We start from the raw sequence: 24,501 nt of genomic DNA on the forward strand, positions 1-24,501 counted from the left end.
GAAGGAACCACCCCATGTCCCGAACGTTGTTGAGCGCGCTGATCGCGCTCGCGATCGCCGCGCCCTGCGCCGCCGCCACCAATGCGAAGACGACCCTCACGCCGGAACAGGCGCGCGGGCGCGAGATCTACAGCAAGCTGATTTCCTACAAGACCTCCGAAGGCAACGGCCAGGTGCCGGTGATGGCGGCGTGGCTCGCGCAGCAGTTCCGCGACGCCGGCATTCCCGATGCCGACATCCACCTGTTGCCGGTCGGCGAGACCGCGTCGCTCGTCGTGCGTTATCGCGGCGACGGCACGGGCGGAAAACCCATCCTGCTGATGGCACACATGGACGTCGTGGCCGCCGATCCGAAGGACTGGACGCGCGATCCGTTCACGCTCATCGAAGAGAACGGCTACTTCTTCGGTCGCGGCACCAGCGACGTGAAGGATGGCGTGGCCACGTTGTCGTCCACTTTCCTGCGCCTGAAGAAAGAGAAGTTCGTGCCCACGCGCGACCTCGTCATCGTCTTCACGGGCGACGAGGAAACGCAGATGGCCACCACGCAGGACCTGGTGAACAACCACAAGGACCTGCTCGACGCCGACTACGCGCTCAACTACGACGGCGGCGGCGGCACGCTCGAAGAGACCGGCCAACCGCGCACCTACAGCATCCAGACGGCCGAGAAGACCTACGCCGACTACGAGCTCACCGTGCACAACCCCGGCGGCCACAGCTCCTGGCCGCGGCCCGACAACGCGATCTACCAGCTCGCCGATGCGCTGAAGAAGGTGCAGGCCTACAAGTTCCCGACGATGTGGAACGACACGACGCTGGCGGAGTTCACGGCCGAGGGCAAGGTCGCGCCGGGCGAACTCGGTGCGGCGATGCGCGACTTCGCGAAGAACCCGCGCGACGAAGCGGCGGTCGAACGCCTCACGCGCGACACCTCGCAGATCGGCCGCACGCGCACCACGTGCGTGGCGACGATGCTGCGCGGCGGCCATGCGAAGAACGCGTTGCCGCAGTCGGCCGTGGCGAACATCAATTGCCGCATCTTCCCGGGCGTGGCGATCGAGGACGTGCGCAAGACACTGCAGGAACAGGTCGGCCCCGGCGTGGAAGTCACGACCACCGACCATCCGACCGCGAGCGACGCCTCGCCGCTGCGTCCGGACGTGATGGAAGCGGTGACCCGCGCGATCCACAAGATCCACCCGGGCGTGCAGGTCGTGCCGAACCAGGCGTCCGGCGCGAGCGACGGCCTGTACTTCCGCGCGGCCGGCATCCCGACCTACGGCGTCGGCGGCATGTTCATCAAGGACAGCGACTCCTTCGCGCACGGCCTCAACGAACGCGTGCCGGTGAAGGGCTTCTACGATGGGCTGGATTACTGGTACGCGCTGATGAAGGACCTGGGCGGCAAGCACTGATCCCCGCTTCGATCCGGAAAAGAAAAACGGCGGCCAATGGCCGCCGTTTTTTTGTTGCGCGTTTGCCGCTGCGTTACTTCACGCCGTGCATCAGCTTCTGGATCAGCGGAGCCACCAGGAACAGCGACACGCCACCGATCATCAGGATGATGAAGCCCTGCGTGTAGCTCGCGTTCGCCGAGGCGACGGTCATGCCCGTCTCGCCGCTCGCGTGGCTGGCGAAGATGCCCGACAGGTTGTTGCCGATGCCCGTGGACAGGAACCAGCCGCCCATGCCGAAGCCGACCAGGCGCACCGGAGCGAGCTTGGTGGTCATCGACAGACCGATCGGCGACAGGCACAGCTCACCCACCGACTGGATGACGTAGACCATGAACAGCGTCCAGAACGGAATCTTGCCGGCCGCATCCACCATGCCCGACAGCGCCGCCATCAGCAGCAGGAAGGCCAGGCCGTTGAAGATGATGCCGATGCCGAACTTGCGCGGGATGGACGGGTTGTTGCGGCCCATCTTGATCCACGTCCAGGCCACGATCGGCGCGAGCGTGATGATCGCCAGCGAGTTCACCGACTGGAACCAGCCCACCGGGAAGATCCAGTTGAACATCTCGCGGTCGACGATCTTGTCGGCGAGGAAGTTGAAGGAGCTGCCGGCCTGTTCGAAGAAGCACCAGAACAGGATGTTGAAGGTGAAGATGATCAGCATCGCGATGGCGCGGTCACGGGCCACGGGGCCTTCGCGGAAGCCTTCGACCAGCAGCATGCCGCACAGCGCCAGGAACATCACGGTCAGCACGTACTGCAGGTTGCTGGCGTCGATCGCCAGCAGGAAGTAGTACACCGGCACGGAGAGGATGCAGAACAGCAGCACCCACAGCACCTTGCCCTTGCCGCCGTCGCCTTCCGGCGGACGGCCGATGCCACCGAGCTGGCGGCGGCCGAACCAGAACCACACCAGGCTGATCAGCATGCCGATGCCCGAGGCGATGAACACCGACTTGTACTGCGGCATCGCGGCAGTGCCGAACACCATGTCGGAGAGGATGCCGGTCAGGATCGGCGCGATGAACGCACCGGCGTTGATGCCCATGTAGAACAGGGTGAAGCCCGAGTCGCGGCGTTCGTCGCCCTGCGCGTACAACTTGCCCACCATCGTGGAGATGTTCGGCTTGAACAGGCCGTTGCCCGCGATCACCGTGGCCAGGCCGATCTTGAAGATCGTCTGGTCGGGCCACGCGATCATGAACAAGCCGGCCGACATGACGACCGCGCCGAGCAGGATCGATCGCTGGTAACCGATGATGCGGTCGGCGATGTAACCGCCGAAGATCGCCGCGGCGTACACGAGCGCGAGGTAGGCGCCGTAGATCTTGCTGGCCGGGGCTTCACCCTCGCCGGCGCCGCCGTAGAACTGCTGCACGATGTACAGCGTGAGCGCCCAGCGGATGCCGTAGAACGCGAAGCGCTCCCAGAACTCCGTCATGAACAACATCCACAACGGCCTGGGGTGCCCCAGGACCTGTCGGAATTCCGGAATAGGCGCGGGTGCGCCCGTCGTCGCCGCTGTACTCATGCGGTGGCCCCTGTAGTTCGAATCGTGCGGTCGCTAGCCGGGATGGCAGGACATCCGGGCGAGCATCACCGACCCGCCGCGCGCGCGTCAAACCTCTGCAATGGCTTGCTGCATTGCAGCAGGAAGCTGAATTGGGGTCAGTAAGGCTTTTCGCCGGGCGGAAGGCCAATGACGGTGCGCACTTCGAACAGCTCCGGGAAGAACGTGAGTTCCAGCGCCTGCTTGAGGAACCCCACGCCGCTCGACCCGCCCGTGCCCTTCTTGAACCCGATGATGCGCATCACCGTGCGCATGTGGCGGAAGCGCCAGAGCTGGAACTGCGACTCCAGGTCCACCAGGTCCTCGCACAGGTGGTAGGCCTCCCAGTGCTCGCGCGTGTTCTCGTAGATGCGCTCGAACACCGGGACCAGATCGGGCGAGAAGGCATGCGGCTGCGACCAGTCGCGGTCGAGGTGGTGCGCCGGCACCGCGTGGCCGCGGCGCGCGAGGAAACGCAGCACCTCGTCGTACAGCGCCGGCGCTTCCAGCACGTTGCGCAGCTCGGCCTGCCCCTGCGGATCGTGCGCGAACACGCGCAGCATCGAGGCGTTCTTGTTGCCGAGCAGGAATTCGATGGTGCGGTACTGCAGCGACTGGAAACCCGACGAAGGCCCGAGGATTTCGCGGAATTCCATGTATTCCGACGGCGTGAGCGTCTCCAGCACCGACCACATCTCGGTGAGCTGGCGGATCACCTGCTTGCAGCGCGCGAAGATCTTCTGGCACGGGTCGAGGCGGTCGGCGCGCAGGTGTTCCAGCGCCGCGCTCAGTTCGTGAATGAGGAGCTTCATCCACAGCTCCGAGACCTGGTGCTGCACGATGAAGAGCATTTCGTCGTGGTGCGGCGGCGACGACAGGGGCTTCTGCGCATCGAGCAGGCGCCCGAGCTGCAGGTAGCCGCCGTAGGTCATGCGGCCTTCGAGGTCGGTGTGGATGCCCGCTTCGAGCGGGCGCAGGTTGTCTTCGGTGCTCATGCGGAAAGGGTAGCGCACCGACGCCCCGGCCGGCCCCCCACGTCATCCGCTTGCAGCGGCAGCGGGTATCATGCGGGGCTCTGAGTCGCCCAGGGATCGAAGTCCGCATGACCCTCGCCGCACAGTTCCAGATCGAGTACCTGCAGTACCTCGGGCCCGACGGTAAACCCGTCGCCGAACTGCCGCAGGCGTTCCGCGACCCGGCGGCGCTGGTGCCGCTGTTCAAGCAGATGTTGTACGTGCGCACCTTCGATGCGAAGGCCATCGCGCTGCAACGCACCGGCAAGCTCGGCACCTATGCCGCGTGCCTGGGCCACGAGGCCACGCACGTGGGCATCGGCGCTTCGATGCAGCCCGACGACGTCTTCGCCCCCAGCTATCGCGAATACGGCGCGCAGTTCATGCGCGGCGTCAAACCGCGTGAAGTGCTGATGTACTGGGGCGGCGACGAACGCGGCAACGATTTCTCCGGCCCGAAGCACGACTACCCGTGGTGCGTGCCGATCGCCACGCAGTGCCTGCACGCCGCAGGCGCCGCGCTCGCGTTCAAGCTGCGCGGCGAGAAGCGCGTGGCCGTCACCTGTTGCGGCGACGGCGGTTCTTCGAAGACGGATACGTACGCGGCGATCAACTCCGCCGGCGCGTACACGCTCCCCTTCATCCAATGCATCATCAACAACGGCTGGGCGATCTCGGTACCGCGCAATGCGCAGACCGGCGCGCAGACGCTCGCGCAGAAGGGCCTGGCCGGCGGCCTGCATTGCCTGCAGGTGGACGGCAACGACCTCATCGCCGTGCTCGAAGGCATGCGCCGGGCCATCACCCGCGCGCGCAACGGCGAAGGCGGCAGCTGCATCGAGTTCATGACCTACCGCCTGCACGACCACACCACCGCCGACGACGCCCGCCGCTACCGCGGCGAGGACGAAGTGAAGGCGGCCTGGGCCCGCGAACCGGTGATGCGCCTGCGCAATTACCTCGTGTCCGCCGGCGCCTGGAACGAAGCGACCGAAGCGGCGTGGATCGAGGAGTGCGCCAAGCTGGTCGACGTGGAAATCAACGCCTACCTCGAGAGCAAGGTGCAGCCGGTGACGGCGATGTTCGATTACCTCTACGCCGAGCTGCCGCCGGATTTGCAGGCGCAGCGCGACGCGGCCATCGCTTTGGAGGGTCGCGGCCATGGCTGAGCCCGCAGCAATCACCCTGATCGAAGCGATCACGCAGGCGCTCGCGTATGAAATGCGCAACGACGACACCGTCGTCGTGCTCGGCGAGGACGTCGGCGTCAACGGCGGCGTGTTCCGCGCCACCGCCGGCCTGCAGGCGACGTTCGGTTCGCAGCGCGTGCTGGACACGCCGCTGGACGAGACCACCATCGCCGGCCTCACCGTCGGCCTGGCCTCGCAGGGCATGAAGCCCGTCGCCGAAGCGCAGTTCGACGGCTTCGTGTATCCGATGGTCGACCACATCATCTGCCACGCGGCGCGCTTCCGTTACCGCACGCGCGGCCGCCTCACCTGCCCGATGGTGCTGCGCGTGCCGTGGGGCGGTGGCATCCGCGCACCGGAGCATCACTCCGAAGCGAACGAATCGATCTTCACCAACGTGCCCGGCCTGCGCGTCGTGCTGCCGTCCTCGCCCGCGCGCGCCTATGGCCTGCTGCTGGCCGCGATCCGCGATCCGGATCCGGTCATCTTCATGGAGCCCAAGCGCATCTATCGCCAGTACAAGGAACTCGTGCCGGACGATGGCGAGGCGCTGCCGCTCGACGTCTGTTACGTGCTGCGCGACGGCACCGACGTGACCCTGGTGACCTGGGGCGCGCAGGTGAAGGAGTGCCTGGAAGCCGCCGAAGCGCTCGCGAAGGACGGCATCAGCGCCGAAGTCATCGACGTCGCCACGCTGCGTCCGCTCGACTTCGCCACGATCGCCGAATCGGTGAGCAAGACCGGCCGCTGCGTCATCGTGCACGAAGCCCCGAAGACCGCGGGCTTCGGCGCGGAGATCGCCGCGCGCCTGGCCGAGGAATCGATGTTCGACCTCGTCGCGCCCGTCGAACGCGTCACCGGCTACGACACCCACATCCCGCTGTTCCGCCTCGAGATGAAGTACCTGCCGAGCGTGGACAAGATCGTCGCCGCTGCCAAGCGCGCGATGGCGCATTGAGGAAGCCCATGGCCACGAAACAGTTCCTGCTCCCCGACCTCGGCGAAGGCCTGCCCGACGCGACCATCGTCGAGTGGTACGTGAAGGTCGGCGACACGATCAAGCTCGACGACAACCTGGTGTCGATGGAAACGGCGAAGGCCGTCGTCGACGTGCCCTCGCCGGTGTCGGGCAAGGTGCTCAAGCTCGCCGGGGGCGCAGGCGACGTGATCGTCACCGGTTCGATGCTCGCCGAATTCGAAATCGATCCGTCGATGCCGCAGCGCGCGGAAGGCCAGGACACTGGCCACCACCACGGTCCCGCGAAGGGCGCCGGTGCGCACGTGTCGAACGACAAGGTGGTCGCCTCCGACGAAGGCGGCGTGATCACCGAAACCGACAAGCCCGCGCCGAAAGCCGAGCGCGAAGACAGCGGCACCGTCGTCGGTGCGATGCAGTCGTCCGATGCGGTGCGCAGTGAAGCGGCCGTGGCCGTCGGCGGCGTCAAGGCGATGCCGGCCGTGCGTGCGCAGGCGCGCAAGCTCGGCGTGGACATCGCGCGCGTGCGCGCCACCGGGCCCGATGGCACGGTGACGATGCAGGACGTGAAGAACGCCGCCGCCGATGGTTCGGCGAAGATCGGTGCGGCCGCGCCGGCACAGCGCGCTGCCGCGCCTGCACCTGCCGCCGCGCCCGCGCCCGTCGCTGCACAGCGCTCGACGATGTCGATGGGCGGCAAGCCCATGCGCACGCAGCCGCCGGGCGTGCAGGCCACCGGCCAGCCGGAACAGCTCAAGGGCGTGCGCCGCAACATGGCGCGCGTGATGGCCGACGCGCACGCGAAGGTCGTCCCCACCACGCTCAGCGACGACGCGGATATCCACGCCTGGGCGCCGGGCAACGACATCACCGGGCGTCTCGTGCGCTCGATCGTCGCCGCCGCCAAGGCCGTGCCCGCGCTCAACGCGTGGTTCGACGGCGAGAACCTGACCCGCACGCTGCATCCGCACGTGGACATCGGCATCGCGGTGGACACCGACGACGGCCTGTTCGTCCCCGCGCTCCGCAACGCGGACATGCTCGATGCGCGCGGCGTGCGCGAAGCGGTCAATCGCCTGCGCACGCAGGTGGAAGACCGCACGATCCCGATGTCGGAACTCACCGGCTACACGATCTCGCTGTCGAACTTCGGCATGTTCGCCGGCCGCTACGCGACGCCGGTGATCGTGCCGCCGTGCGTGGCGATCGTCGCCGCGGGCAAGGGGCGCCACCAGATGACGCCCGTGATGGGCGGCTTCGAATCGCACCGCGTCATCCCGCTGTCGGTCACCTTCGACCACCGCGCCTGCACGGGCGGCGAAGCCGCGCGCTTCCTGAAGGCCATGCTGGACGACCTGGCGAAGCCGAACTGACGGAGACACCGCGATGGCGCACCGCAGCCGCCTTGCCGGATTCATCATCGATTGCAACACCGACGACCACGCTGCGGCCGCCGACTTCTGGAGCCGGGCACTCGGCTACCCGGTCGGCGAGCACGAGATCGAGGGCGATGCGGAATACACGTCGCTCTCGGCCACGCCCGCCGATCTGTACATCTCGGTGCAGAAGGTCACGCATCCCGCGCGCGTGCACCTGGACATCGAAGCCGACGACCAGGACGCGGAAGCCGCGCGCCTGGAAGCGCTCGGCGCCAAACGCATCGGCTGGGTGAAGCGCTGGTGGGTGATGGAAGCGCCGACGGGACAGCGCTTCTGCGTGGTGAAAATGCATCACCCCGAAAAGGGCGCGACGCCGAACGACTGGTGAGCCGCTAGCGCGGCCTGCCGTTAGCGAGGAGTGTCGTCGGCGACGACGCGATTGCGCCCGCCTTTCTTCGCGCGATACAGCGCCTGGTCCGCGCGTTCGAACACTTCTTCCGGCGTATCGCGCGCCGTGCCGTCGGCGATGCCGACCGACACCGTGACCGGCACCGGCAACTTCAGCGCTTCGACTTGTGCACGAATGCGCTCGGCGATTTCCGCGCCGCCATCCAGGCGCGTGTTCGGCAGCACCACGAGGAATTCTTCGCCGCCGTAACGCGCGGTGACGTCCGTCGTGCGCACCGAACGCGACACCGCGTCGGCGACCGCAGCCAGGGTCCGGTCACCGAACAGGTGGCCCTGCCGGTCGTTGATCTGCTTGAAGTGATCGATGTCCAGCACCGCCAGCACGTAGGGCGATTCGGCGATCTGCCGCTGCGTTTCCGGATGCGCGCGGAAGCGCGCCAGGCCGGCGCGGTTGAGCAGGCCGGTGAGGGTGTCGTGCGTGGCGGCGTATTCGAGGTCGTCGTGGCGGCGCTGCAGCGCATCGCGCGCGTGTTCGGCGCGGCGCGCGACGGCGTCGCGTTCGTCGAGCAGGCGGCCCTGTTCGAGCATGTAACGGCGCAGCTCGATCAGGTGCTGCACCTGGCGCGCGAGCAGGCGCAGGCCATCGATCTGTTGTTCGGTGAGCGTGCGCGGCACGGTGTCGCCGACGCTCACCACGCCGAGCGGATGGCCCTCGGGGCTGAGCAGGGGCACGCCGGCGTAGAAGCGCGGGCGCTTGCCGTACAGGCGACGGCGTCGTGCGAATTCGCGATGCATCGCGAGGTCTTCGATCACGCAGGTCGCGCGCGGCGCCTCGATGGCGTGTTCGCACACCGAGCCTGCGCGCGCGATCTGTTGCTGGTCGATGCCGACGCTCGCCTTGAACCACAGGCGGTCGCGGTCGATGAAGGAAATGGCGGCCGCCGGCACGTCGCACAACATGGCCGCCAGTCGGACGATGTCGTCGAAGGCCTGTTCCGGCGCAGTGTCGAGGATCGCGTAGCGGTCGAGCGCCGCCTGGCGCTCCGCTTCACGGGCATCGAACTGGATCATGGAAGGAACGGCGGACATGGGGGGACGCAGGGCCTGGGGGTCTCAGGCATCCTGCCGAGGCGGTTGGGGGGGAACCGAGGGGCGCGATTTTACGGACGCCCTCCCCGTGAAAAGGCGCTCAGCGTCGCAACAAACGGTGCCGGAGCCAGAACGCCAGCCCCAGGACCGTGAGGAATGCCCCGTACGAGACGGACGTGCCGAAAATCTGCTGCCACATCTTCCCGTAGCCCCGGTCGGCCCAGCCCATCCCCCAGTGCAGGACCATCACGAAGACGGCCACGGAGATGCCGAGCGCGGCCGCGTCGAAGGTCCGGCGCCACGGCGGGCGCGGCTGGCGCGGGTACAGCCAGTAGAGCACCGCGAGGATGGCGAACCAGGGGGCGAACAGCAGCGCCGCCAGGTTCCCTTCGAAGAAAGAATTCATGCCGGCGCGCGTGGTGTCAGGCGCTTTCCTCGGCGAACTGCGCGAGGGCCGCGCGCAGCTCGTCGAAACTGCCGCCGGCGGGGATGCGCCCGATGACGCCGTCGCCGAAGCGCACCGTGCCCTGGTCGGCATCGAGCACGAAGCTCGCGCCGGCATCCTGCTTCGCCTTCGCGACGAGCTGGCCTGCGTCGCGCGCGGACTCGAAGCCTTCGCTCTGCAGCAGCACGCGCTCGCCATCGACGAGCTTGAAGTAGAAGCGACCATCGGCTTCGCGATACTGCTTGAACGTCGGCGCCGTGCGCTTGCTCGCACGCGCGTCCTTCGCGTCGCGCGGCTGCGCGGACAAGTCGCGCAGGCCCACGGCTTCGCGCAGTTGCTTCAGCAACGGCGTGGCGTATGCGGCCCGCAAGCGTTGCGCACCATCGCGCAGCAGGTGCTCGATGTGCGCGGGATTCGCCATCAGCGCTTCGTAACGTTCGCGCAGCGGCGCGACTTCGCGGTCGATGCGTTCGAACAGCATCGTCTTCGCGTCGCCCCAGGCAATGCCGTCGGCAAATGCCTTGCGCATCGCGGCCACTTCGTCCGCGGACGCGAACGCCTGGTAGAGCTGGAACAGCGCCGAATCCTGCGTGTCCTTCGCCTCGCCCGGTGCGCGCGAGTCCGTCTTGATCGCGAAGATCAGCTTCTTCAACTGCTCGCGCGGGGCGAACAGCGGGATCGTGTTGTCGTAGCTCTTGCTCATCTTGCGGCCGTCGAGGCCGGGCAGCGTGGCCACGTGCTCTTCGATCGCCGCTTCCGGCAGGGTGAAGTGCTCACCGTACAGATGGTTGAAGCGCTGGCCGAAGTCGCGCGCCATTTCGATGTGCTGCACCTGGTCGCGGCCCACCGGCACCTTGTTGGCGTTGAACAGCAGGATGTCGGCGGCCATCAGCACCGGATACATGAAGAGGCCGGCAGTGACGCCTGCATCGTCGTCCAGTTGCTCGACGCGATTGCGGTCGACCGACGCCTTGTACGCATGCGCGCGATTGAGGATGCCCTTGCCCGCAACACACGTGAGCAACCACGTCAGCTCCGGGATCTCCGGGATGTCGCTCTGCCGGTAGAACCACACTTTGTCGGGCTCGAGGCCGCACGCGAGCCAGGCCGCGGCGATCTCGAGCGTGGAGCGCTGCACGCGCGCCGGTTCCTGCACCTTGATCAGCGCGTGGTAGTCGGCGAGGAAATAGAAACTTTCCACGTCGGCCGCGCGGCTCTCCGCGATCGCCGGGCGGATCGCGCCGACGTAGTTGCCGAGGTGGGGCGTGCCCGAGGTGGTGATGCCGGTCAGGACGCGGGTGCGGGGGGCTTGCTGGGTCATGCGTGCAGTTTACCCGTGCGCCCAACCCCGCCGCGCGCGGCCGCGCGTTGGACTCGGCACCCTCCACGAGGACCACCGCCATGTTGCGCCGCCTGCTGCTGCTCTCCGCCCTCATCGCCGTCGCCGGATGCCCGTCGGGGGCCTGGGGTCGCTCCCTCGTCGACATCGACATCGTCGACCGCGACACCGGCCAATGGCTGCCGGAAACGCCCTTCCGCGGCGACACCTGGGTGGCCGGCGCGCCCGGCCATCGCTATTCGGTGCGGCTGACCAACACGACCGGCGAGCGCGTCCTCGTGGTGCTGTCGGTCGATGGCGTCAACGCAGTCACCGGGCAGACCGCCAATCCTTCGCAGACCGGCTATGTGCTCGCGCCTTGGCAGAGCACCGAGATCTCGGGCTGGCGCAAATCGATGGACGACGTGGCGCAGTTCGTCTTCACCGACCTGCCCGATTCCTACGCGGCGCGCACGGGGCGCCCGCGCAATGTCGGCGTCGTGGGGATCGCGGTGTTCCGCGAGAAGCAGCCCGTTGCGTACTACGAGCCGCAGCCGATGCCGCCTCCGTCTCCGTATCCGCGCGATGAAGCCGGCGCTGCACGCGAGTCTGCGAAAGCCGCCGCACCCGCGGCACAGGGTCGCAACGAATCCGATGCGCTCGCACGCCAACTCGGCACCGGCCACGGCCAGCGCGAATGGGCGCCGGTGAGCCACACCGATTTCGAACGCGCGTCGCGTTCGCCCAGCCAGGTCACACAACTGCGCTATGACGACACCGAGTCGCTGATCGCGATGGGCGTGCTGCCGCGACCGTATCCGTATTACTCGTGGCGTCGCGAACCGCGTGCGTTCCCGGAAGGCTTCGTCGCGGATCCCCCGGGCGGCTGATGCAAAAAAGAAACGGGCCGGTGGCAGAACCGGCCCGTTTCCCCTCTCCGCGTCCTTGCCGGCGGCGAACTCCCGGACACCGCCCTGCTCCTGTTGGAACTCCTCGTCGTCAGGCCATCAGCAATGGCTGTCCTTGCAATCCTCGGCCTTTTGCTCGACCTTTTCGCCCGCCTTCGAGACGTCCTTGCCCGCACCCGCGACGGTGTTGCACGCGGTCAGGGCATGCATGGAAAACAGAGCGAACAGCATCAGCGCGAAGCCGCGCTTGAGTGAAGAAGTACGCTTCATTCGAATCTCCTTGGCATTCGTCCGGACGACACTCCGCCGTCCTTGCGAACCATGGAAACAAAGGGGGGCGTGAAGCCCGCGTCGAATCGCCGCTTGCGGGTCGTGAACCGTTCAGTCGCGCATCAGCGTCGATTTACCGAACAGGCTTTCGACAAGGTCGACCGCGAGTTGCGCCGTCGCGTTGCGCGCATCGAGCAACGGATTGAGCTCGACGATGTCGAGCGAACCCACGCGCCCGCTGTCGGCGATCATCTCCATCACCAGCTGCGCTTCGCGATAGTTCGGGCCGCCAGGCACGGTGGTGCCGACGCCGGGGGCGATGCTCGGATCGAGGAAGTCGACGTCGAAGCTCACGTGCACGTGCGTATCGGCATCCACGCCATCGAGTGCTTCTTCCATCGCGCGCTTCATGCCGACTTCGTCGATGTAGCGCATGTCGTACACATCGAGCCCGTGTTCCTTGACCAGGCGCTTCTCGCCTTCGTCGACGGAACGGATGCCGATCTGGCGGATCTCGCTGGGCTGCAGGGCGGGCGCGCTGCCGCCCAGGTGCGTGAGTTCGCGCGGGCCGAGGCCGCACAGGCACGCGACCGGCATGCCGTGGATGTTGCCCGAGGGCGTGACGTTGTGCGTGTTGAAGTCCGCGTGCGCGTCGAGCCACAGCACGCGCAGCTTCTTGCCCGTCTTGCGGCAATGGTTGGCCACGGCGGTGATCGAACCGACGCCGAGGCAATGGTCGCCGCCGAGCAGGATCGGCATGCGCCCCGCCTCGAGCTCCGCCGACACGGCCTCCATCACCACGCGGTTCCAGTCGGTGACCTCGCGCAGATGGCGATACCCGTCGTTCGGCGGCTGCCAGGGATTGCGCGGACCGTCGAGGTTGCCGCGATCGACGACATCGATGCCGCGCGCGACGAGGGCGTCGCCGAGGCCTGCGATGCGCAGCGCTTCCGGCCCGAGGCCGGCGCCGCGATGACCAGCGCCGATATCGGTCGGCGCGCCCAACAGCGTCACGGGGGGATAGGTGCGGCTCATGCCGCGGATGTTACTGCGATTCGCGGATGGGCTGCGTCAGGCCCGGAGGCGGCCGCACGCATTGCAGCGGCCCGATGTGCGCGTCGGGTAGGTGGCACCGACGAGGAGGAACATCAGCACGACGCGCACGCGTTCGCGCCAGGGAATCTGGAACTGGTGCGTGCCGCAGGCACAGGTTTCGTCGGGGGCCGACGGTGTCAGGTAGCCCTCGTCGACGAGGTCCTGCTCGAAGTCGCCGCGATGGTAGGCGGCGAGCACGTCGCGCGCGCGCGGCGCGTCTTCGTCGGGCACCTGCAGCGCCGTGCCGCCGAGGGCGAAGGCCATCGGCCAGTCGACCATCGAGAGCTGGTCGTTGGAGACCGACGCATCGATGCCTTCGGCGATCAGGCGCCCCTTCACCACGTGGGCTTCCCACGGGTCCAGGAAACGTTCGATGGTGACGGTCATGCGTCGCCTCCGAATGGTGCCGGCAGTCAGAATCGAACTGACGACCTACCGCTTACAAGGCGGTTGCTCTACCAACTGAGCTATGCCGGCGTTGCGCGGCATCTTAGCGCAGCGTCGTGCAGTCCAGCGGTTTGGTCTGCCGGGCCGCGATGTCCTGCGCGATGCGCGCTGCGTCGAACGTGCCCACGGCGCCGACATCGATCCAGCCTTCCGTCGCCACGTCCCCGACGGGCGCGACCTGCGACGGGAAGCCCGCGGCCTGCAACTGCGCCTGGCGGCGCTTCGCGCTGTCTTCGCTGCCGAATCGGCCCAGGGCGACGCCGTTCTGGTCCGGCCCGCTCGGCATGACCAGCAGGTCGTTGATGCCGGCTGCAACCATGCGGTCGACCAGGGCCTGCGCTTCATCGTGTGTCGGAAACGGCGGGACGAAGACGCGCCATGCGCGGGGTGTTCCCACGGCCACCTCGCGCACGCGCGCCACGGCGACCTGCGATTGCAGGCGTTCGTGTGCACGGCGGAGCAACGCAGGATTCGTGTACGGCCCGAAGGAGACGCATTGCGTCGGGCCCTGCTGCGCCGCGGCCGCGGTTTCGGCGCGCACGAGCGTCGAGGCTTCCGGCAGCTTTGCAGCGCGCGCGACGGCCGGCGCTTCCTTCAGCAGTTGCAGGCGCGGCACGCCTTGCGGCATTTCGATGCGTGTTTCGTGCGCCGGCGGCGCGCGCAGCGCCCACCACGCGGCAACACCGAGGTTGATCACGACCAGGAACACGAGCAGCGCGCGATACATCATGCGGGCTGCTCCAGTGTCGCCCAGCGCGCGAGGCCGTCGAGGACGAGCGAAGGGTGGAGTTCCACGTGCGGAACGAACGCGCGCAATGCGTCCGCACCGCCGCCATGCAGCAACACGCGCGGGCGCACGCCGAGCAGGCGTTCGGCTTCGTGCGTGCTGCGTTCGATCAGCGCGACGGCCGCGCCTTCGCAACCGGAGGCCAGGGCGTCTTCGGTGTCCTCTGCGAATTCGGCGTACGCGCCGCCGCTCGGCGGAAGCTGCGCGGCGCGCGCGTGCAGCGCCTCGCGCATCAGCGTGGGCGACGGCGCGATGCGACCGCCGCGATGGCGCCCTCCGTGGTCCACCAGGTCCAGCGTGAGTGCGGTGCCGACGCCGACGATCAGCGCGGGCCACGCGTTGCGCGCCCCGACCATCGCGAGGAAGCGGTCGACGCCCAGCTTGTGCGGGTGCGCATAGGCGATGTGCAGGCCGTCGAAGCTGGCCGTCGTGCGTGCGATGGCGATGCGGCGGAAGCGTTGTTCCAGGGCTTCGATCAGCGCCACGCGCGAGGCTTCCGGCGCGACGCTCGCCACGTAGGCGACATCGCCCCGTGGCAGGTCGTCGAAATCATGGGGTGCCAGCGCATGCACGTCGCCCGCGTCGCCGCCACGCCGCAGCGGCGCGCACTTCAGGCGCGTGTTGCCGAAATCGAAAAGCCAGGCCTGCGTCATGCGCCGCGCATCCGAACGCTCACTTCGCCGGAGTGGAGCACACGCACCGCGCCGCCGTCGAGGCGCACGCGCAAGGCACCGTCGGGCGCGAGGCCTTCCGCGACGGCGGTCGCGGTGCCGTCGTGCAGATGGACGTCGATCGCGCGTCCGGCCAGTGCATCCAGGGGTGCGTAGCGCGCGAGGAAGGGCTCGAGTCCCTCGCGATCGAAATCCGCGAGCGCGGGCAACAGGCGCGAGAGCACCGCCGATGCGATCGCGTTGCGCGCATGCGTTCCGCCGAGCGCGTCCAGATCGCACCAAGGTTGGTCGATGTCGCGCGCGAAGGCCTCGGGCATGTGCACGTTGAGGCCGATGCCGATCACCGCGCGCACCGGGCCGCCGTGTTCGCCGCCGCCTTCCACCAGCAAACCGCCGAGCTTGCGCAGCCCGCCCGGTTGCTCGACGACGAGATCGTTCGGCCACTTCAGCCGCACGTCGCGATGGCCGCAGGCATGCAGCGCTTCGGCCACGACCACGCCGGCAACGAGGCTCAGGCCGCCGAGGCGTGCCAGGCCACCGCCAAAGTGGCGGGCGACCGACAGATACAGATGGGCCGCCAACGGCGATGCCCAGGTGCGACCCCGTCGGCCGCGGCCGCCGGTTTGGCGCTCGGCCAGCAGGACTTCGGCGCCTTCGCGGCGCAGATCCTTGTTGCGCCGCAGCAGTTCGGTATTGGTGGAGTCCAGTGACCAGGCCACTTCCAACAGGGCCAATTCTTGGGTCGCAGCGGGCGTGAGATGCGCGCGGATGGCGTCGGCGTCGAGCAGGTCCAGCGGGCGCTCGAGTGAATAGCCCACGCCGGCCTGCGCCGAGATGCCCACGCCGGCTGCGCGAAGCGCCTCGATGCGCTTCCAGACCGCGGTCCTGCTCGTCCCTGCCTCGCGCGCGAGCAGGTCGCCGCTTGCGGGACCGGCGGCCAGTCGAACCAGGAGCGCGCGGTCGTCCATGCGGTCGCTTCGAACGTGATGGATGTGGGGATGCCCGATTATGACGGACCGGCTCCCCCGGCCGGGTTGCAACTTTCTGCGCCCGGGGCGCATCCACGCTATAGTCCGGGGCGCAGTGCCCCTGGCATCGCACCCCACCCAGGACCTCCTCCATGTCCCGTCGTCTCGCACTCTGCTTCCTGTTGCTGCTCGCCAGCACGAGCGTCTCCGCGCGCGACTACCGCATGGCCGGGCCGAACGGTGGCGGCGGCAGCGGTACCGGCAGTTGCTCGGAAGCCACGGCCGACGACACGTCGGACGTCACCAACGCCATGGCCGACGCCACCAAGAAGCCCGCCGCGAAGCCGCAGGTCACCGCGACCACGACGCGCAAGCCGGTCAAGGTCACGCCCGCCGCGCGTGCCGAAGCCGACAGCGCATCGCGCCTGACCGCCCCGCGTTGGCACAGCTTCCTGCCGGGCATGTTCCGCTGATCGACTGATCAGCCTTGCGCGACTGGTTCCGGCGCTTACTGCGCCCACCTGCCCTCGATGACGCCCCGTGGCAACGCGCGATTGCGCGCGTGCCTTTCGTTGCGGCGCTCGATGCCGAACGACAGACCAAGCTGCGCGCGCTCGTCTCGCGCTTCCTGCACGAGAAAGCGATCACGCCGATCGGCGAACTCGCGCTCGACGACGTGCAGCGCATCGAACTCGCGGCCCTGTGCTGCCTGCCGCTCATCGAATTCGGCGAGGAAGGCCTGCACGGCTGGTCGCAATTGCTCGTGTACCCCGATGCGTTCCGCGTCAATCGCACGCACGAAGACGCGGCCGGCGTGCTGCACGAGTGGGACGACGAACTGATCGGCGAAGCCTGGGAAACCGGTCCGGTGATCGTGTCGTGGGCCGACGTGCAAGCCGACCTGGCCTCGCCACGCGATGGCTTCTGCGTCGTCGTCCATGAAATCGCGCACAAGCTCGATGCGCTCGATGGCGCGCTCGATGGCACCCCGCCGCTGCCGCGCGCATGGCAACGGCAGTGGGCCTCCGATTTCCAGCGCGCGTTCGACGACTTCGGCAAGCAGGTCGATCGTCGCAGGAAGACCGCGATCGATCCCTACGCGGCCGAAGCGCCGGAAGAATTCTTCGCGGTCTGCAGCGAATACCACTTCAGCGATCCGAAGGCGCTGCGTGCGTCGTTTCCCGATGTCGCGTCGCACCTGGCCCGGTTCTACGGGCCGTCTCCCTTCGCCTGATCAGAGCCCCGGCGGCAGGCGCACTTCGAAGCGCGCACCGCCCAGTTCTTCCGAACGTTTGACGTCCAGCTCGCCGCGATAGCCGCGCACGATGTCCTGCACGATGGCCAGGCCGATGCCGTGGCCCTGCACGCGTTCATCGCCGCGCACGCCGCGCTGCAGGAGCGCGGCGACGCGATCGGAGGCGATGCCCGGGCCGTCGTCGTCCACCGCGAGCAACAGGCCGTCGCGACGCCCCGGCGTGCGTTCGCCCACGCGCACGGTGAGCAGCACGCGCGAGTGCGCCCACTTGAACGCGTTCTCCAGCAGGTTACCGAGCAGTTCCTGCAGGTCGCCCGGTTCGCCGTGGAAGCGCGCTTCCGGGTCGAAGTCGAATTCGCACAGCACCTTGCGCTGCGAATACACCTTTTCCAAACCGCGCACGATCGACTCCGCGTGCGATTCCACTTCGATCGGCGCGGCGAACAAGGGATGGCCGCTCGAAGCCGCGCGCGCGAGCTGGTAGGACACCATGTCATTCATGCGCCGCAGCTGCGTGGAGACTTCTTCGCGCAGCTCGTTTTCCGGCGTCGGGTTGTCCAGGCGCGCGCGCAGCACGGCGAGCGGTGTCTTCAGGCTGTGCGCGAGGTCGGCGAGCGTGTTGCGCTGGCGGTCGAGGTTCTCGCGCTCGCTTTCGATGAAGGCGTTGATGCTTTCGGTGAGCGGTTCGAGTTCGCGCGGATGGCGTGCGCTCATGCGCGCGAGCTGGCCGCGCTGCACTTTCTTCAACTCGGTCTCCACCAGGCGCAGGGGCCGCAGGCTCCAGCGCACGATCAATGCCTGCAACAACAACAGCACCAGGCCCGCGCCGCCGAGGTAGCCCCACAGCGCGCGGCGGAACACGAGGATCTGCTGCGAGAGCGCACTCGTGTCCTCGGAGATGTAGACGGTGTAGGGGAATTCGGCCTGGGGGCCGTTCTCCGCCCAGACCAGGCCACGGCCGTAGCGATAGATCTCGCCGGCTTCGCCGTTGCTGCGCGTCATGCGCAGGGGGCCTTCGAAGCGCTGCACGGCCGGCGCGAGCATCGTGCCCATCGGCAACTCGGGGCCCTGCGCGGACGGCGAATCCCAATGCCCGGCGGGCAGGATCACTTCGGCATACAGGCCGCTGCCGGGGCGTTCGAAGCGCGGTTCGGGCGGTGTGTCGGGCACGTAGAGCGAGCCGTCGCGCAGGAACTCGATGCGGCGCGTGTATTCCAGCGCGTAGCTTTCCAGGCGCGTGCGCAGGTTGCTTTCGGCGGTCTCCAGGAACGCGCGGTCGAGCGCATAACCGGCGAGCGCGAGGAAGGCGACGAGGCCCAGGCTGGCCGCGAGCAACTGGCGGGACTGCAGGGAACGCGCGCGCCAGCGATCGTCGAACAGCCGGCCTTCGCTGGGCCTGCGCTCAGACGCCATCAATCGATCCCCTCGAAGTGGACGCGCCGGCGCTGGCGCGGGCAGCGTCCATGGTACGCGCAGGCGTCAGTCCCCGGTGCGGGGAATGGCGAAACGATAGCCGCGGCCGCGCACGGTCTCGATCGGCTTGAGCTCGCCCTCGGGGTCGAGCTTCTTGCGCAGCCGGCCGATGAAGACCTCGAGCACGTTGGAGTCGCGGTCGAAGTCCTGCTGGTAGATGTGCTCGGTGAGGTCGGCCTTCGAGACCAGTTCGCCGGCATGCATCATCAGGTACTCGAGCACCTTGTATTCGTAGCTGGTGAGGTCGACGTTGGCGCCGTTGACGGTGACCGTCTGCGCGGCGAGGTCGAGCACCACCGGGCCGCATTCCAGCGTCGGCTTGCTCCAGCCCGCGGCGCGGCGCACGAGCGCATTGATGCGCGCGAGCAGTTCTTCGACGTGGAAGGGCTTGACCAGGTAGTCGTCGGCGCCCTGCTTCAGGCCTTCGACCTTGTCCTGCCAGCTCGAACGCGCGGTGAGGATGAGCACCGGGAATTTCTTGCCCTCGTCGCGCAGCGCCTTGATCAGCTCCATGCCGGACATCTTGGGCAGGCCGAGGTCGATGATGCCGAGGTCGAAGGGGACTTCGCGGCCCATGTACAGGCCTTCCTCGCCGTCCTGGGCGGAATCGACGGCGAAGCCTTCGCGCTTCAGGCGCGCAGAGAGGGTTTCGCGAAGCGGTGCTTCGTCTTCGACGAGCAGGATGCGCATGGTGACTCCGTGTCTGCGTGGTCGTTGCGACCGTTGGTTCAGAGGTTGGGGTCGCCGTCGTCGTCGGAGCGTGTACGGCCGCCTTGCGGTGGCTTGCCGTTGCGCTTGCCCTGGCTGCGCTGCTGCGTTTGCTGCTGCTGGCCCTGGCCCTGCGTCGCCGGATCATCCCAGTACACGCGGACGCGACCCTTGTCGTCCACGATCTTCACACGATTGACGTCGCGCCCGTCGTACTGCACCTGCTCGGCGCTGAGCACCTGACCGCTGCGTTCGGCGCGGCGCACCGACTCGGACAGGCCCTGCTGGTCCTGCTGCGCATGCGGCGGCGCCTGCTGGGGCCGCTGCCGCTGCGGTTGCGGCGGGGGCGGTTGCGGATGCGGCTTCGGCTTCGCCCACGCGACGGTGCTGGCCATGGCGAGCGCCAGGGCCAACGACAGCGGCGGCAGGGAACGCGACAGCGACATGCGGCAAGGCCCTCGGGATGCGGTGGGGTCTGCCGGAAGCAGACTCTGCCAAAGCGGCGCCATTCTTTGAATCAGGCGGTGAATTGGGTCTGAACTTTTCCTTCACCTCAAGGGGGCGTTCATGGCCGGTCACGCCCCGGTTCGCGTTTGCCGGCCTCAGAAGACCTCGCCGACGCAGCAGCGGAGGGAGCCGCCCGCCGCTTCGATCGCGGCCATCGGCACGGTTTTCAGGGCGAACCCCGCATGGGTGATCGCCGCGCGCGTGGCCGGCGACAGGGTATTGGCGGCCCCTTCGCTCATCCATGCGACGTCGTGGGACAGCGCGATGGCGTTGCCGGCGAACCCGGCATGCTCGGCATCCGACAACACGATCGCGTGCGGCGCATAGGCGACGGCGATCGCCTCCACGACCCGCTCGTCGGCAAAGCCGCGCGGACACACCAGCGCCGCACGGCCGGCCAGGACCGCGAGCACGACATTGGTGTGGTACTCGCCCGGGGCGAGGTCGAACATCAAGGTCGCGCGCAGGCCGAAGGCCTCGTGCATCGCACGCGCGCCGTCCTCGTCGCAACGTTCCGACAGGCCGCACCAACCGATGCCGCGCGCGCGGTCGATCACCAGCGCGCCGGTGAGTTCGCACGCGTGCGGCTGCAGCGACAGGTCGATCTCCGCGTAATCGAGCACGCCGGCGAAGAAGGCGCGGATGTCCTCGCGCTGCGCTTCGCGCTGGCGCACGGGGTGGCGCATGCGCCCGACGATGTAACGCCCGTTCGCCGCGGTGGCGAAGACGTTGTTGGGGAACAGCGCGTCCGGCGCTTCCGGATCACCGGGGAAGCAGATGGTCGGTACGACCTGCGCGAGCGCGCGATGCAGTTCGCGATGTTCGTGCGAGGCACGGGCGGGGTCGAATGCGGCGTGCGAGGCCATGTAGCGATTGTCGGTCGCGGACTCGGAGGCCAGGCGGAAACCGTCCGGCGCGACGAGGAACGCGGCGCGCGCGGTCGGCGGCCCGAAATCGTGCGCGAGCGTGCGCACGTGGCGGGAAAAGGCGTCGATGTCGCGCGTGATCATGCGGCGACCACCGGTGCCTGCGTCAGCGCGATCGCACGCTCGACCAGGGACCAATCCGCGCCGGGCTTGTGCGCGCCCTCGCTCAGCACCTGGCGGAAGGCGCGACCGCCGCGTTCCGCCGAGAACAGGCCCAGCAGGTGCCGTGTGATGTGCTTGAGGAAGACGCCGCGCGCGAGTTCTGTTTCGACGTAGGGCCGCAGCGCGCGCAACAGGTCCGCACGCGTGCGCAACTCGCCGCCAAACCAGGCGACATCCAGGCGATGCAGCAGCCAAGGGTCATGGTATGCCGCGCGACCGAGCATCGCACCGTCGACATGCGACAGGTGCGTCGTCGCTTCGCTCTCCGTGGCGATGCCCCCGTTGACGATCACCTGCAACGCGGGGCGCTCCTGCTTCAGGCGATACGCCCAGTCGTAACGCAGCGGCGGCACTTCGCGATTCTCCTTCGGCGACAGTCCTTGCAACCACGCATTGCGCGCATGCACGACGAACATCCCGCAGCCTGCGGACGCGACGGTGTCGATGAAGGCGATGAAACGATCGAAGTCGTGGTCGTCGTCCACGCCGAGGCGGCACTTCACCGTCACCGGCACATCGCACGCTGCAATCATCGCCGCGACGCTATCGGCGACCAGCGCCGGTTCGCGCATCAGGCATGCGCCGAAACGACCGGCCTGCACGCGATCGGACGGACACCCGCAGTTGAGGTTGATCTCGTCGAAGCCGTGTTCCGCGCCGATGCGCGCGGCCTGCGCGAGCAGTTCCGGCTCACTGCCGCCCAGCTGCAACGCGACCGGATGCTCGATCGGATCCATCGCCAGCAATCGCGCACGATCGCCATGGATCACCGCGTTGGCATGGACCATCTCCGTGTACAGCCGCGCATGCGGCGCGAGCACGCGGTGGAACACGCGGCAATGCGTGTCCGTCCAATCCATCATCGGCGCGACGGAGAGGCGGAGCTGCTCGGCGGGGATGGCGGCTGCGTCCATGGGAGGCGCAGTTTACCGCGCGAACGCGAATTGACGCGTCGATGCAGTATTTCTCCTATGAACCATGGGGCAGATGCCCTCGCGGACAATTGTTCGCCCGTTCCGCACTGCGGTTTTCTGGACGCACGACAAATCCCTGTCGCGGAGAAAACACACCATGGGTCTCGATCTCGAGTACTTCGAAAAACGCGTGCGCAGCCTCGAGGCGGCGCTTCATCGACTGCAGGCCGACCTGGAGGATGCGCACCGCATCGCCGGCGGCATCGTCAGCGAATACAAGACGTGGCGGCAGAACGAAACACCCACGCGCGAGCTGATGTACCGCCGCCTGGACGAGCTGAAGGAGATCGGCCGGCCGCGCTGTGTGTTCGCGAAGACGCTGATCTTCGAATACGGCGTTTCGCGCACGAAGGCCTACCAGATGGTGCGCGATTACCTGCACCCGGCCACCACGCACATCGCAATGCCGTGAGCACGCGTGGCGCCACGTGCATCGTCCCGGTCCGGCGTCGGCACGCCGTCGCCCCTGGGGACAATGTCGCGGCCCGCGCGCCCTGTGGTGTCCTGCACTCGCCCGGTCGCATCCCCAAGGTGTCCTCCGGGCGGGAGCCGAAGACGCGCAGAGCGGGCCACGCGCCCGAAGCCCGTCGGCCGGCGCAGACCCCTCTCTCTCCCTGAACTGCGCCGGCGGCTCTCTCTTGTTTCCTCGCAACGCACAGCACGAACTACCGGTGGATCGCGTGATCCAGGCGACGATCCACCGGTGGCTGCGCAAGGCCTGCATCGACAAGCACGATCATCCGCTGCGTTTCGTCTCGCTCACCAACGGCGGCTTCTATCTCGCGCCTTGCGTGGGCGCACTGCGGATCCGCATCGACGCGCAACGCAACGACGTGACGATGTCCGGCGACGCTGCCGGCATCGTCGCCACGCTGCTTGCGCTGTGCGCGCTGGGCCATGGTGATCATTACCGTCGATTGCGCGCCTATGCGGGCGACCACGTGGAGTCCACGACGATCCTTGCCGCAGTCGACTGACTCAGTCGGATTCCCACACCATGTAGACGTCCGCGGGCGCGTAATGCGAGCCGGGCCGCGGTGCGGGCCGATGGCGGAAGCCCACGCTTTCGTACAAGGCCAGGGCCGGCGCGAGCTTGCTGCTCGATTCCAGGAACAGTTCGCGCCCCTCGAGCGTGCGATAGGCGTGCAGCGCGCCGTCCATCAGCAGGCGGCCGATACCGCGCCCCTGGAACGCGGGGTCAACGGCCATCTTCGTCAACTCGTACACGCCCTCGCCTTCATGCTTGAGCGCGACCGTGCCGATGGCGCGGTCGCCTTCATCGATGGCGAACAGCACGCGGCCACCGTCGGCGAGGATGTGCGTCTCCGGATCGGACAACACTTCGCGGTCGATCGCTTCGACGACGAACCAGCGTTCGAGCCAATCGATGTTCAGGCGTGCGAAATCCGCGCGCCAGCGCGGATCGAAATCGACGATGCGGATCATTCGTGGGTCAGGTGCGCAAACGCGGCAGTGGCGGCATCGCGATCATTGTCGTCGAAAGGCACGAGGCGGAGCGCCTCCACGGTCCCCGCGTCCAGGCAACGCACGTTGACGTCCACGCCATCGGGATGGCTGCGCGGGATGTAGAAGCTCTTCACGCCGCAGACCTTGCAGAAGCGGTGCTTCGCCGCGCCCGTGTTGAAGGTGTATTCGGTGAGCGCGTCCTCGCCCGAGACCAGGCGGAAGCGCGCGGCCGGCACGATCAGGTGCAGGAAGCCGGTCATGCGGCAGATCGAGCAGTTGCAGTCGAGCGCTTCGATGTGGGCCGGTGCCTCGACTTCGAAGCGCACGCGGCGACAATGGCAGCCGCCGCGATGCACCACCCGATCGGGGGAAGCGGGGTTCATTTCTTGCCGTGGCCCTTGCCGTTGCCGTTGCCATGACCCTTGTCATTGCCATGGCCGTGACCGTTGCCGTGGTCTTCGCCCTGGTCGTTATCGCGACCGTGGTCGTCGTGGTCGTAACCCTTGTACTTGTGCTTGTCCTTGCCGTGGTTCGGATACACGCGCTGCAGTTCGGTATCCAGCACGATCGGGCGCGACCAGCGGTCGTACACCGGCACGAAGCCCTGCTTCAGGCGATGGAACTCCGGCGAGCCGGGCTTGATGCCCATCTGCTTGGCGATGTTGCCCCAGCCGTTGCCGCGGTCGCGGTCGTAGGCGTCCACGACGTAGCGGCACGGGCGCCCGATGATCGACGCGATGCTGCACGCCATGTAGACGTCGCCCGGCGTCCAGCGGCGCGGGCCGAGCAGTTCGACCACGAGGTCGCGCGGCGCGCCGTGGTAGCGCACGAGTTCGTCGACGAAGGGATCGCGGTAACGCGAGCCGTAGCGATTCATGTCGCCCAGCGTGTTGTCGATCCAGATGTCCCCGGTGCGCGGATTCCACCCGACGGTCTGGGCGTGCGCGGCGCCGGCGGCGCCGGCCAACGCGAGCGCGAGTGCGAGTGCGACACCCTGCAAGGTGCGGTGCGACATGGTCCCCTCTCCGATGTGTCCCTGTGTGGCGCCTAGTCTGT

At 67.9% G+C, this 24,501-nt stretch carries 29 protein-coding genes and 1 tRNA gene; 10 read left to right on the forward strand and 20 right to left on the reverse strand.

Translation table 11 applies throughout. The features are described 5' to 3' along the window. Window positions 1-14: 14 nt before the first annotated feature. Window positions 15-1,418 (forward strand): M20/M25/M40 family metallo-hydrolase, encoded by a 1,404-nt coding sequence (locus LVB87_RS02900; RefSeq protein WP_232899418.1) that lies wholly within the window; start codon window positions 15-17, stop codon window positions 1,416-1,418. A gap of 73 nt (window positions 1,419-1,491) precedes the next feature. Here the strand turns inward: LVB87_RS02900 and LVB87_RS02905 are convergent, their stop codons facing one another. Beyond that, window positions 1,492-2,991: an oligopeptide:H+ symporter gene (locus LVB87_RS02905; protein ID WP_232899419.1), complete on the reverse strand. Its 1,500-nt coding sequence runs from the start codon at window positions 2,989-2,991 to the stop codon at window positions 1,492-1,494. A 137-nt stretch (window positions 2,992-3,128) separates the two neighbouring features. Beyond that, window positions 3,129-4,004 (reverse strand): tryptophan 2,3-dioxygenase family protein, encoded by an 876-nt coding sequence (locus LVB87_RS02910; RefSeq protein WP_232899420.1) that lies wholly within the window; start codon window positions 4,002-4,004, stop codon window positions 3,129-3,131. A 107-nt stretch (window positions 4,005-4,111) separates the two neighbouring features. On the opposite strand from LVB87_RS02910, the gene pdhA reads away from it, so the two are divergent. From pdhA to LVB87_RS02930, 4 genes are read left to right on the forward strand one after another with little or no spacing between them, the layout of a single operon-like run. Beyond that, complete coding sequence (pdhA, locus tag LVB87_RS02915) at window positions 4,112-5,191, forward strand: pyruvate dehydrogenase (acetyl-transferring) E1 component subunit alpha (protein ID WP_232899421.1); 1,080 nt, start codon at window positions 4,112-4,114, stop codon at window positions 5,189-5,191. Beyond that, complete coding sequence (locus LVB87_RS02920) at window positions 5,184-6,170, forward strand: alpha-ketoacid dehydrogenase subunit beta (protein WP_232899422.1); 987 nt, start codon at window positions 5,184-5,186, stop codon at window positions 6,168-6,170. Before pdhA ends, LVB87_RS02920 begins: the two co-directional genes overlap by 8 nt. An 8-nt stretch (window positions 6,171-6,178) precedes the next feature. Further along, a complete protein-coding gene (locus LVB87_RS02925; protein WP_232899423.1) occupies window positions 6,179-7,561 on the forward strand; it encodes a dihydrolipoamide acetyltransferase family protein in 1,383 nt (460 codons plus the stop codon). 13 nt (window positions 7,562-7,574) lie between these two features. After that, entirely contained in the window at window positions 7,575-7,955 is a 381-nt protein-coding gene (locus LVB87_RS02930; RefSeq protein ID WP_232899424.1) for a VOC family protein, read from the forward strand. Window positions 7,956-7,975: 20 nt separating this feature from the next. On the opposite strand, the gene LVB87_RS02935 is transcribed toward LVB87_RS02930, so the two are convergent. The 3 genes from LVB87_RS02935 to LVB87_RS02945 all read right to left on the reverse strand — a co-directional run bounded on the left by LVB87_RS02935 (window position 7,976) and on the right by LVB87_RS02945 (window position 10,830). Then, window positions 7,976-9,046: a sensor domain-containing diguanylate cyclase gene (locus LVB87_RS02935; RefSeq protein WP_232899425.1), complete on the reverse strand. Its 1,071-nt coding sequence runs from the start codon at window positions 9,044-9,046 to the stop codon at window positions 7,976-7,978. Between the two features lie 118 nt (window positions 9,047-9,164). Continuing rightward, window positions 9,165-9,470, reverse strand: coding sequence for a hypothetical protein (locus LVB87_RS02940; protein ID WP_232899426.1), 306 nt, complete (start codon window positions 9,468-9,470; stop codon window positions 9,165-9,167). A gap of 16 nt (window positions 9,471-9,486) precedes the next feature. Further along, window positions 9,487-10,830, reverse strand: a complete 1,344-nt coding sequence (locus tag LVB87_RS02945; RefSeq protein ID WP_232899427.1) for a tryptophan--tRNA ligase — start codon at window positions 10,828-10,830, stop codon at window positions 9,487-9,489. 83 nt (window positions 10,831-10,913) lie between these two features. Between LVB87_RS02945 and LVB87_RS02950 the strand changes: the two genes are divergently transcribed. Next, window positions 10,914-11,717 carry a hypothetical protein gene (locus tag LVB87_RS02950; RefSeq protein WP_232900438.1) on the forward strand — a complete coding sequence of 268 codons (804 nt, stop codon included), beginning with the start codon at window positions 10,914-10,916 and terminating at the stop codon, window positions 11,715-11,717. A 117-nt stretch (window positions 11,718-11,834) separates the two neighbouring features. Here LVB87_RS02950 and LVB87_RS02955 read toward each other — a convergent pair whose 3' ends face one another. The 7 genes from LVB87_RS02955 to birA form a co-directional block, all read right to left on the reverse strand. Continuing rightward, complete coding sequence (locus LVB87_RS02955) at window positions 11,835-12,005, reverse strand: entericidin A/B family lipoprotein (RefSeq protein ID WP_232899428.1); 171 nt, start codon at window positions 12,003-12,005, stop codon at window positions 11,835-11,837. Window positions 12,006-12,116: 111 nt separating this feature from the next. After that, window positions 12,117-13,040, reverse strand: a complete 924-nt coding sequence (gene rocF / locus LVB87_RS02960) for an arginase (RefSeq protein ID WP_232899429.1) — start codon at window positions 13,038-13,040, stop codon at window positions 12,117-12,119. A 36-nt stretch (window positions 13,041-13,076) separates the two neighbouring features. Then, window positions 13,077-13,487, reverse strand: a complete 411-nt coding sequence (locus LVB87_RS02965; protein WP_232899430.1) for a DUF2007 domain-containing protein — start codon at window positions 13,485-13,487, stop codon at window positions 13,077-13,079. 14 nt (window positions 13,488-13,501) lie between these two features. Beyond that, a tRNA-Thr gene (locus LVB87_RS02970) sits at window positions 13,502-13,577 on the reverse strand. Between the two features lie 13 nt (window positions 13,578-13,590). Beyond that, window positions 13,591-14,277 (reverse strand): SPOR domain-containing protein, encoded by a 687-nt coding sequence (locus LVB87_RS02975; RefSeq protein ID WP_232899431.1) that lies wholly within the window; start codon window positions 14,275-14,277, stop codon window positions 13,591-13,593. Further along, a complete protein-coding gene (locus tag LVB87_RS02980) occupies window positions 14,274-14,987 on the reverse strand; it encodes a type III pantothenate kinase (protein ID WP_232899432.1) in 714 nt (237 codons plus the stop codon). The genes LVB87_RS02975 and LVB87_RS02980 overlap by 4 nt, the downstream gene beginning before the upstream one ends. Beyond that, a complete protein-coding gene (gene birA, locus LVB87_RS02985; protein WP_232899433.1) occupies window positions 14,984-15,973 on the reverse strand; it encodes a bifunctional biotin--[acetyl-CoA-carboxylase] ligase/biotin operon repressor BirA in 990 nt (329 codons plus the stop codon). Before birA ends, LVB87_RS02980 begins: the two co-directional genes overlap by 4 nt. 152 nt (window positions 15,974-16,125) lie before the next feature. On the opposite strand from birA, the gene LVB87_RS02990 reads away from it, so the two are divergent. Then, the gene (locus LVB87_RS02990; RefSeq protein WP_232899434.1) at window positions 16,126-16,446 is read left to right on the forward strand and encodes a hypothetical protein; all 321 of its coding nucleotides are present in this window, start codon (window positions 16,126-16,128) and stop codon (window positions 16,444-16,446) included. A gap of 14 nt (window positions 16,447-16,460) precedes the next feature. Continuing rightward, window positions 16,461-17,207 carry a M90 family metallopeptidase gene (locus LVB87_RS02995; protein WP_232899435.1) on the forward strand — a complete coding sequence of 249 codons (747 nt, stop codon included), beginning with the start codon at window positions 16,461-16,463 and terminating at the stop codon, window positions 17,205-17,207. Here the strand turns inward: LVB87_RS02995 and LVB87_RS03000 are convergent, their stop codons facing one another. From LVB87_RS03000 to dusA, 5 genes are all read right to left on the reverse strand, one after another. Beyond that, the gene (locus LVB87_RS03000; RefSeq protein WP_232899436.1) at window positions 17,208-18,641 is read right to left on the reverse strand and encodes a sensor histidine kinase; all 1,434 of its coding nucleotides are present in this window, start codon (window positions 18,639-18,641) and stop codon (window positions 17,208-17,210) included. Between the two features lie 66 nt (window positions 18,642-18,707). Next, window positions 18,708-19,391, reverse strand: a complete 684-nt coding sequence (locus tag LVB87_RS03005; RefSeq protein WP_232899437.1) for a response regulator transcription factor — start codon at window positions 19,389-19,391, stop codon at window positions 18,708-18,710. 38 nt (window positions 19,392-19,429) lie between these two features. Further along, window positions 19,430-19,855, reverse strand: coding sequence for a hypothetical protein (locus tag LVB87_RS03010; protein ID WP_232899438.1), 426 nt, complete (start codon window positions 19,853-19,855; stop codon window positions 19,430-19,432). A gap of 156 nt (window positions 19,856-20,011) precedes the next feature. Beyond that, complete coding sequence (locus tag LVB87_RS03015) at window positions 20,012-20,926, reverse strand: arginine deiminase-related protein (RefSeq protein WP_232899439.1); 915 nt, start codon at window positions 20,924-20,926, stop codon at window positions 20,012-20,014. Further along, window positions 20,923-21,918 carry a tRNA dihydrouridine(20/20a) synthase DusA gene (gene dusA / locus LVB87_RS03020; RefSeq protein ID WP_232899440.1) on the reverse strand — a complete coding sequence of 332 codons (996 nt, stop codon included), beginning with the start codon at window positions 21,916-21,918 and terminating at the stop codon, window positions 20,923-20,925. The genes LVB87_RS03015 and dusA overlap by 4 nt, the downstream gene beginning before the upstream one ends. Before the next feature lie 157 nt (window positions 21,919-22,075). On the opposite strand from dusA, the gene LVB87_RS03025 reads away from it, so the two are divergent. After that, on the forward strand, window positions 22,076-22,390 hold the full coding sequence (locus tag LVB87_RS03025; RefSeq protein ID WP_232899441.1) for a hypothetical protein: 315 nt from the start codon (window positions 22,076-22,078) through the stop codon (window positions 22,388-22,390). A 259-nt stretch (window positions 22,391-22,649) separates the two neighbouring features. Next, the gene (locus tag LVB87_RS03030) at window positions 22,650-22,955 is read left to right on the forward strand and encodes an antirestriction protein (RefSeq protein ID WP_232899442.1); all 306 of its coding nucleotides are present in this window, start codon (window positions 22,650-22,652) and stop codon (window positions 22,953-22,955) included. Between the two features lies 1 nt (window position 22,956). Here LVB87_RS03030 and LVB87_RS03035 read toward each other — a convergent pair whose 3' ends face one another. Genes LVB87_RS03035 through LVB87_RS03045 form a run of 3 tightly spaced genes read right to left on the reverse strand, consistent with a single transcriptional unit; the run spans window position 22,957 to window position 24,460 of the window. Further along, window positions 22,957-23,424, reverse strand: a complete 468-nt coding sequence (locus LVB87_RS03035) for a GNAT family N-acetyltransferase (RefSeq protein WP_232899443.1) — start codon at window positions 23,422-23,424, stop codon at window positions 22,957-22,959. Continuing rightward, window positions 23,421-23,828 carry a GFA family protein gene (locus LVB87_RS03040; RefSeq protein ID WP_232899444.1) on the reverse strand — a complete coding sequence of 136 codons (408 nt, stop codon included), beginning with the start codon at window positions 23,826-23,828 and terminating at the stop codon, window positions 23,421-23,423. The genes LVB87_RS03035 and LVB87_RS03040 overlap by 4 nt, the downstream gene beginning before the upstream one ends. After that, complete coding sequence (locus LVB87_RS03045) at window positions 23,825-24,460, reverse strand: hypothetical protein (protein ID WP_232899445.1); 636 nt, start codon at window positions 24,458-24,460, stop codon at window positions 23,825-23,827. The genes LVB87_RS03040 and LVB87_RS03045 overlap by 4 nt, the downstream gene beginning before the upstream one ends. Window positions 24,461-24,501 lie beyond the last annotated feature (41 nt).

It is taken from the genome of Lysobacter sp. KIS68-7 (genome assembly GCF_021284745.1).
GTDB lineage: Bacteria > Pseudomonadota > Gammaproteobacteria > Xanthomonadales > Xanthomonadaceae > Noviluteimonas.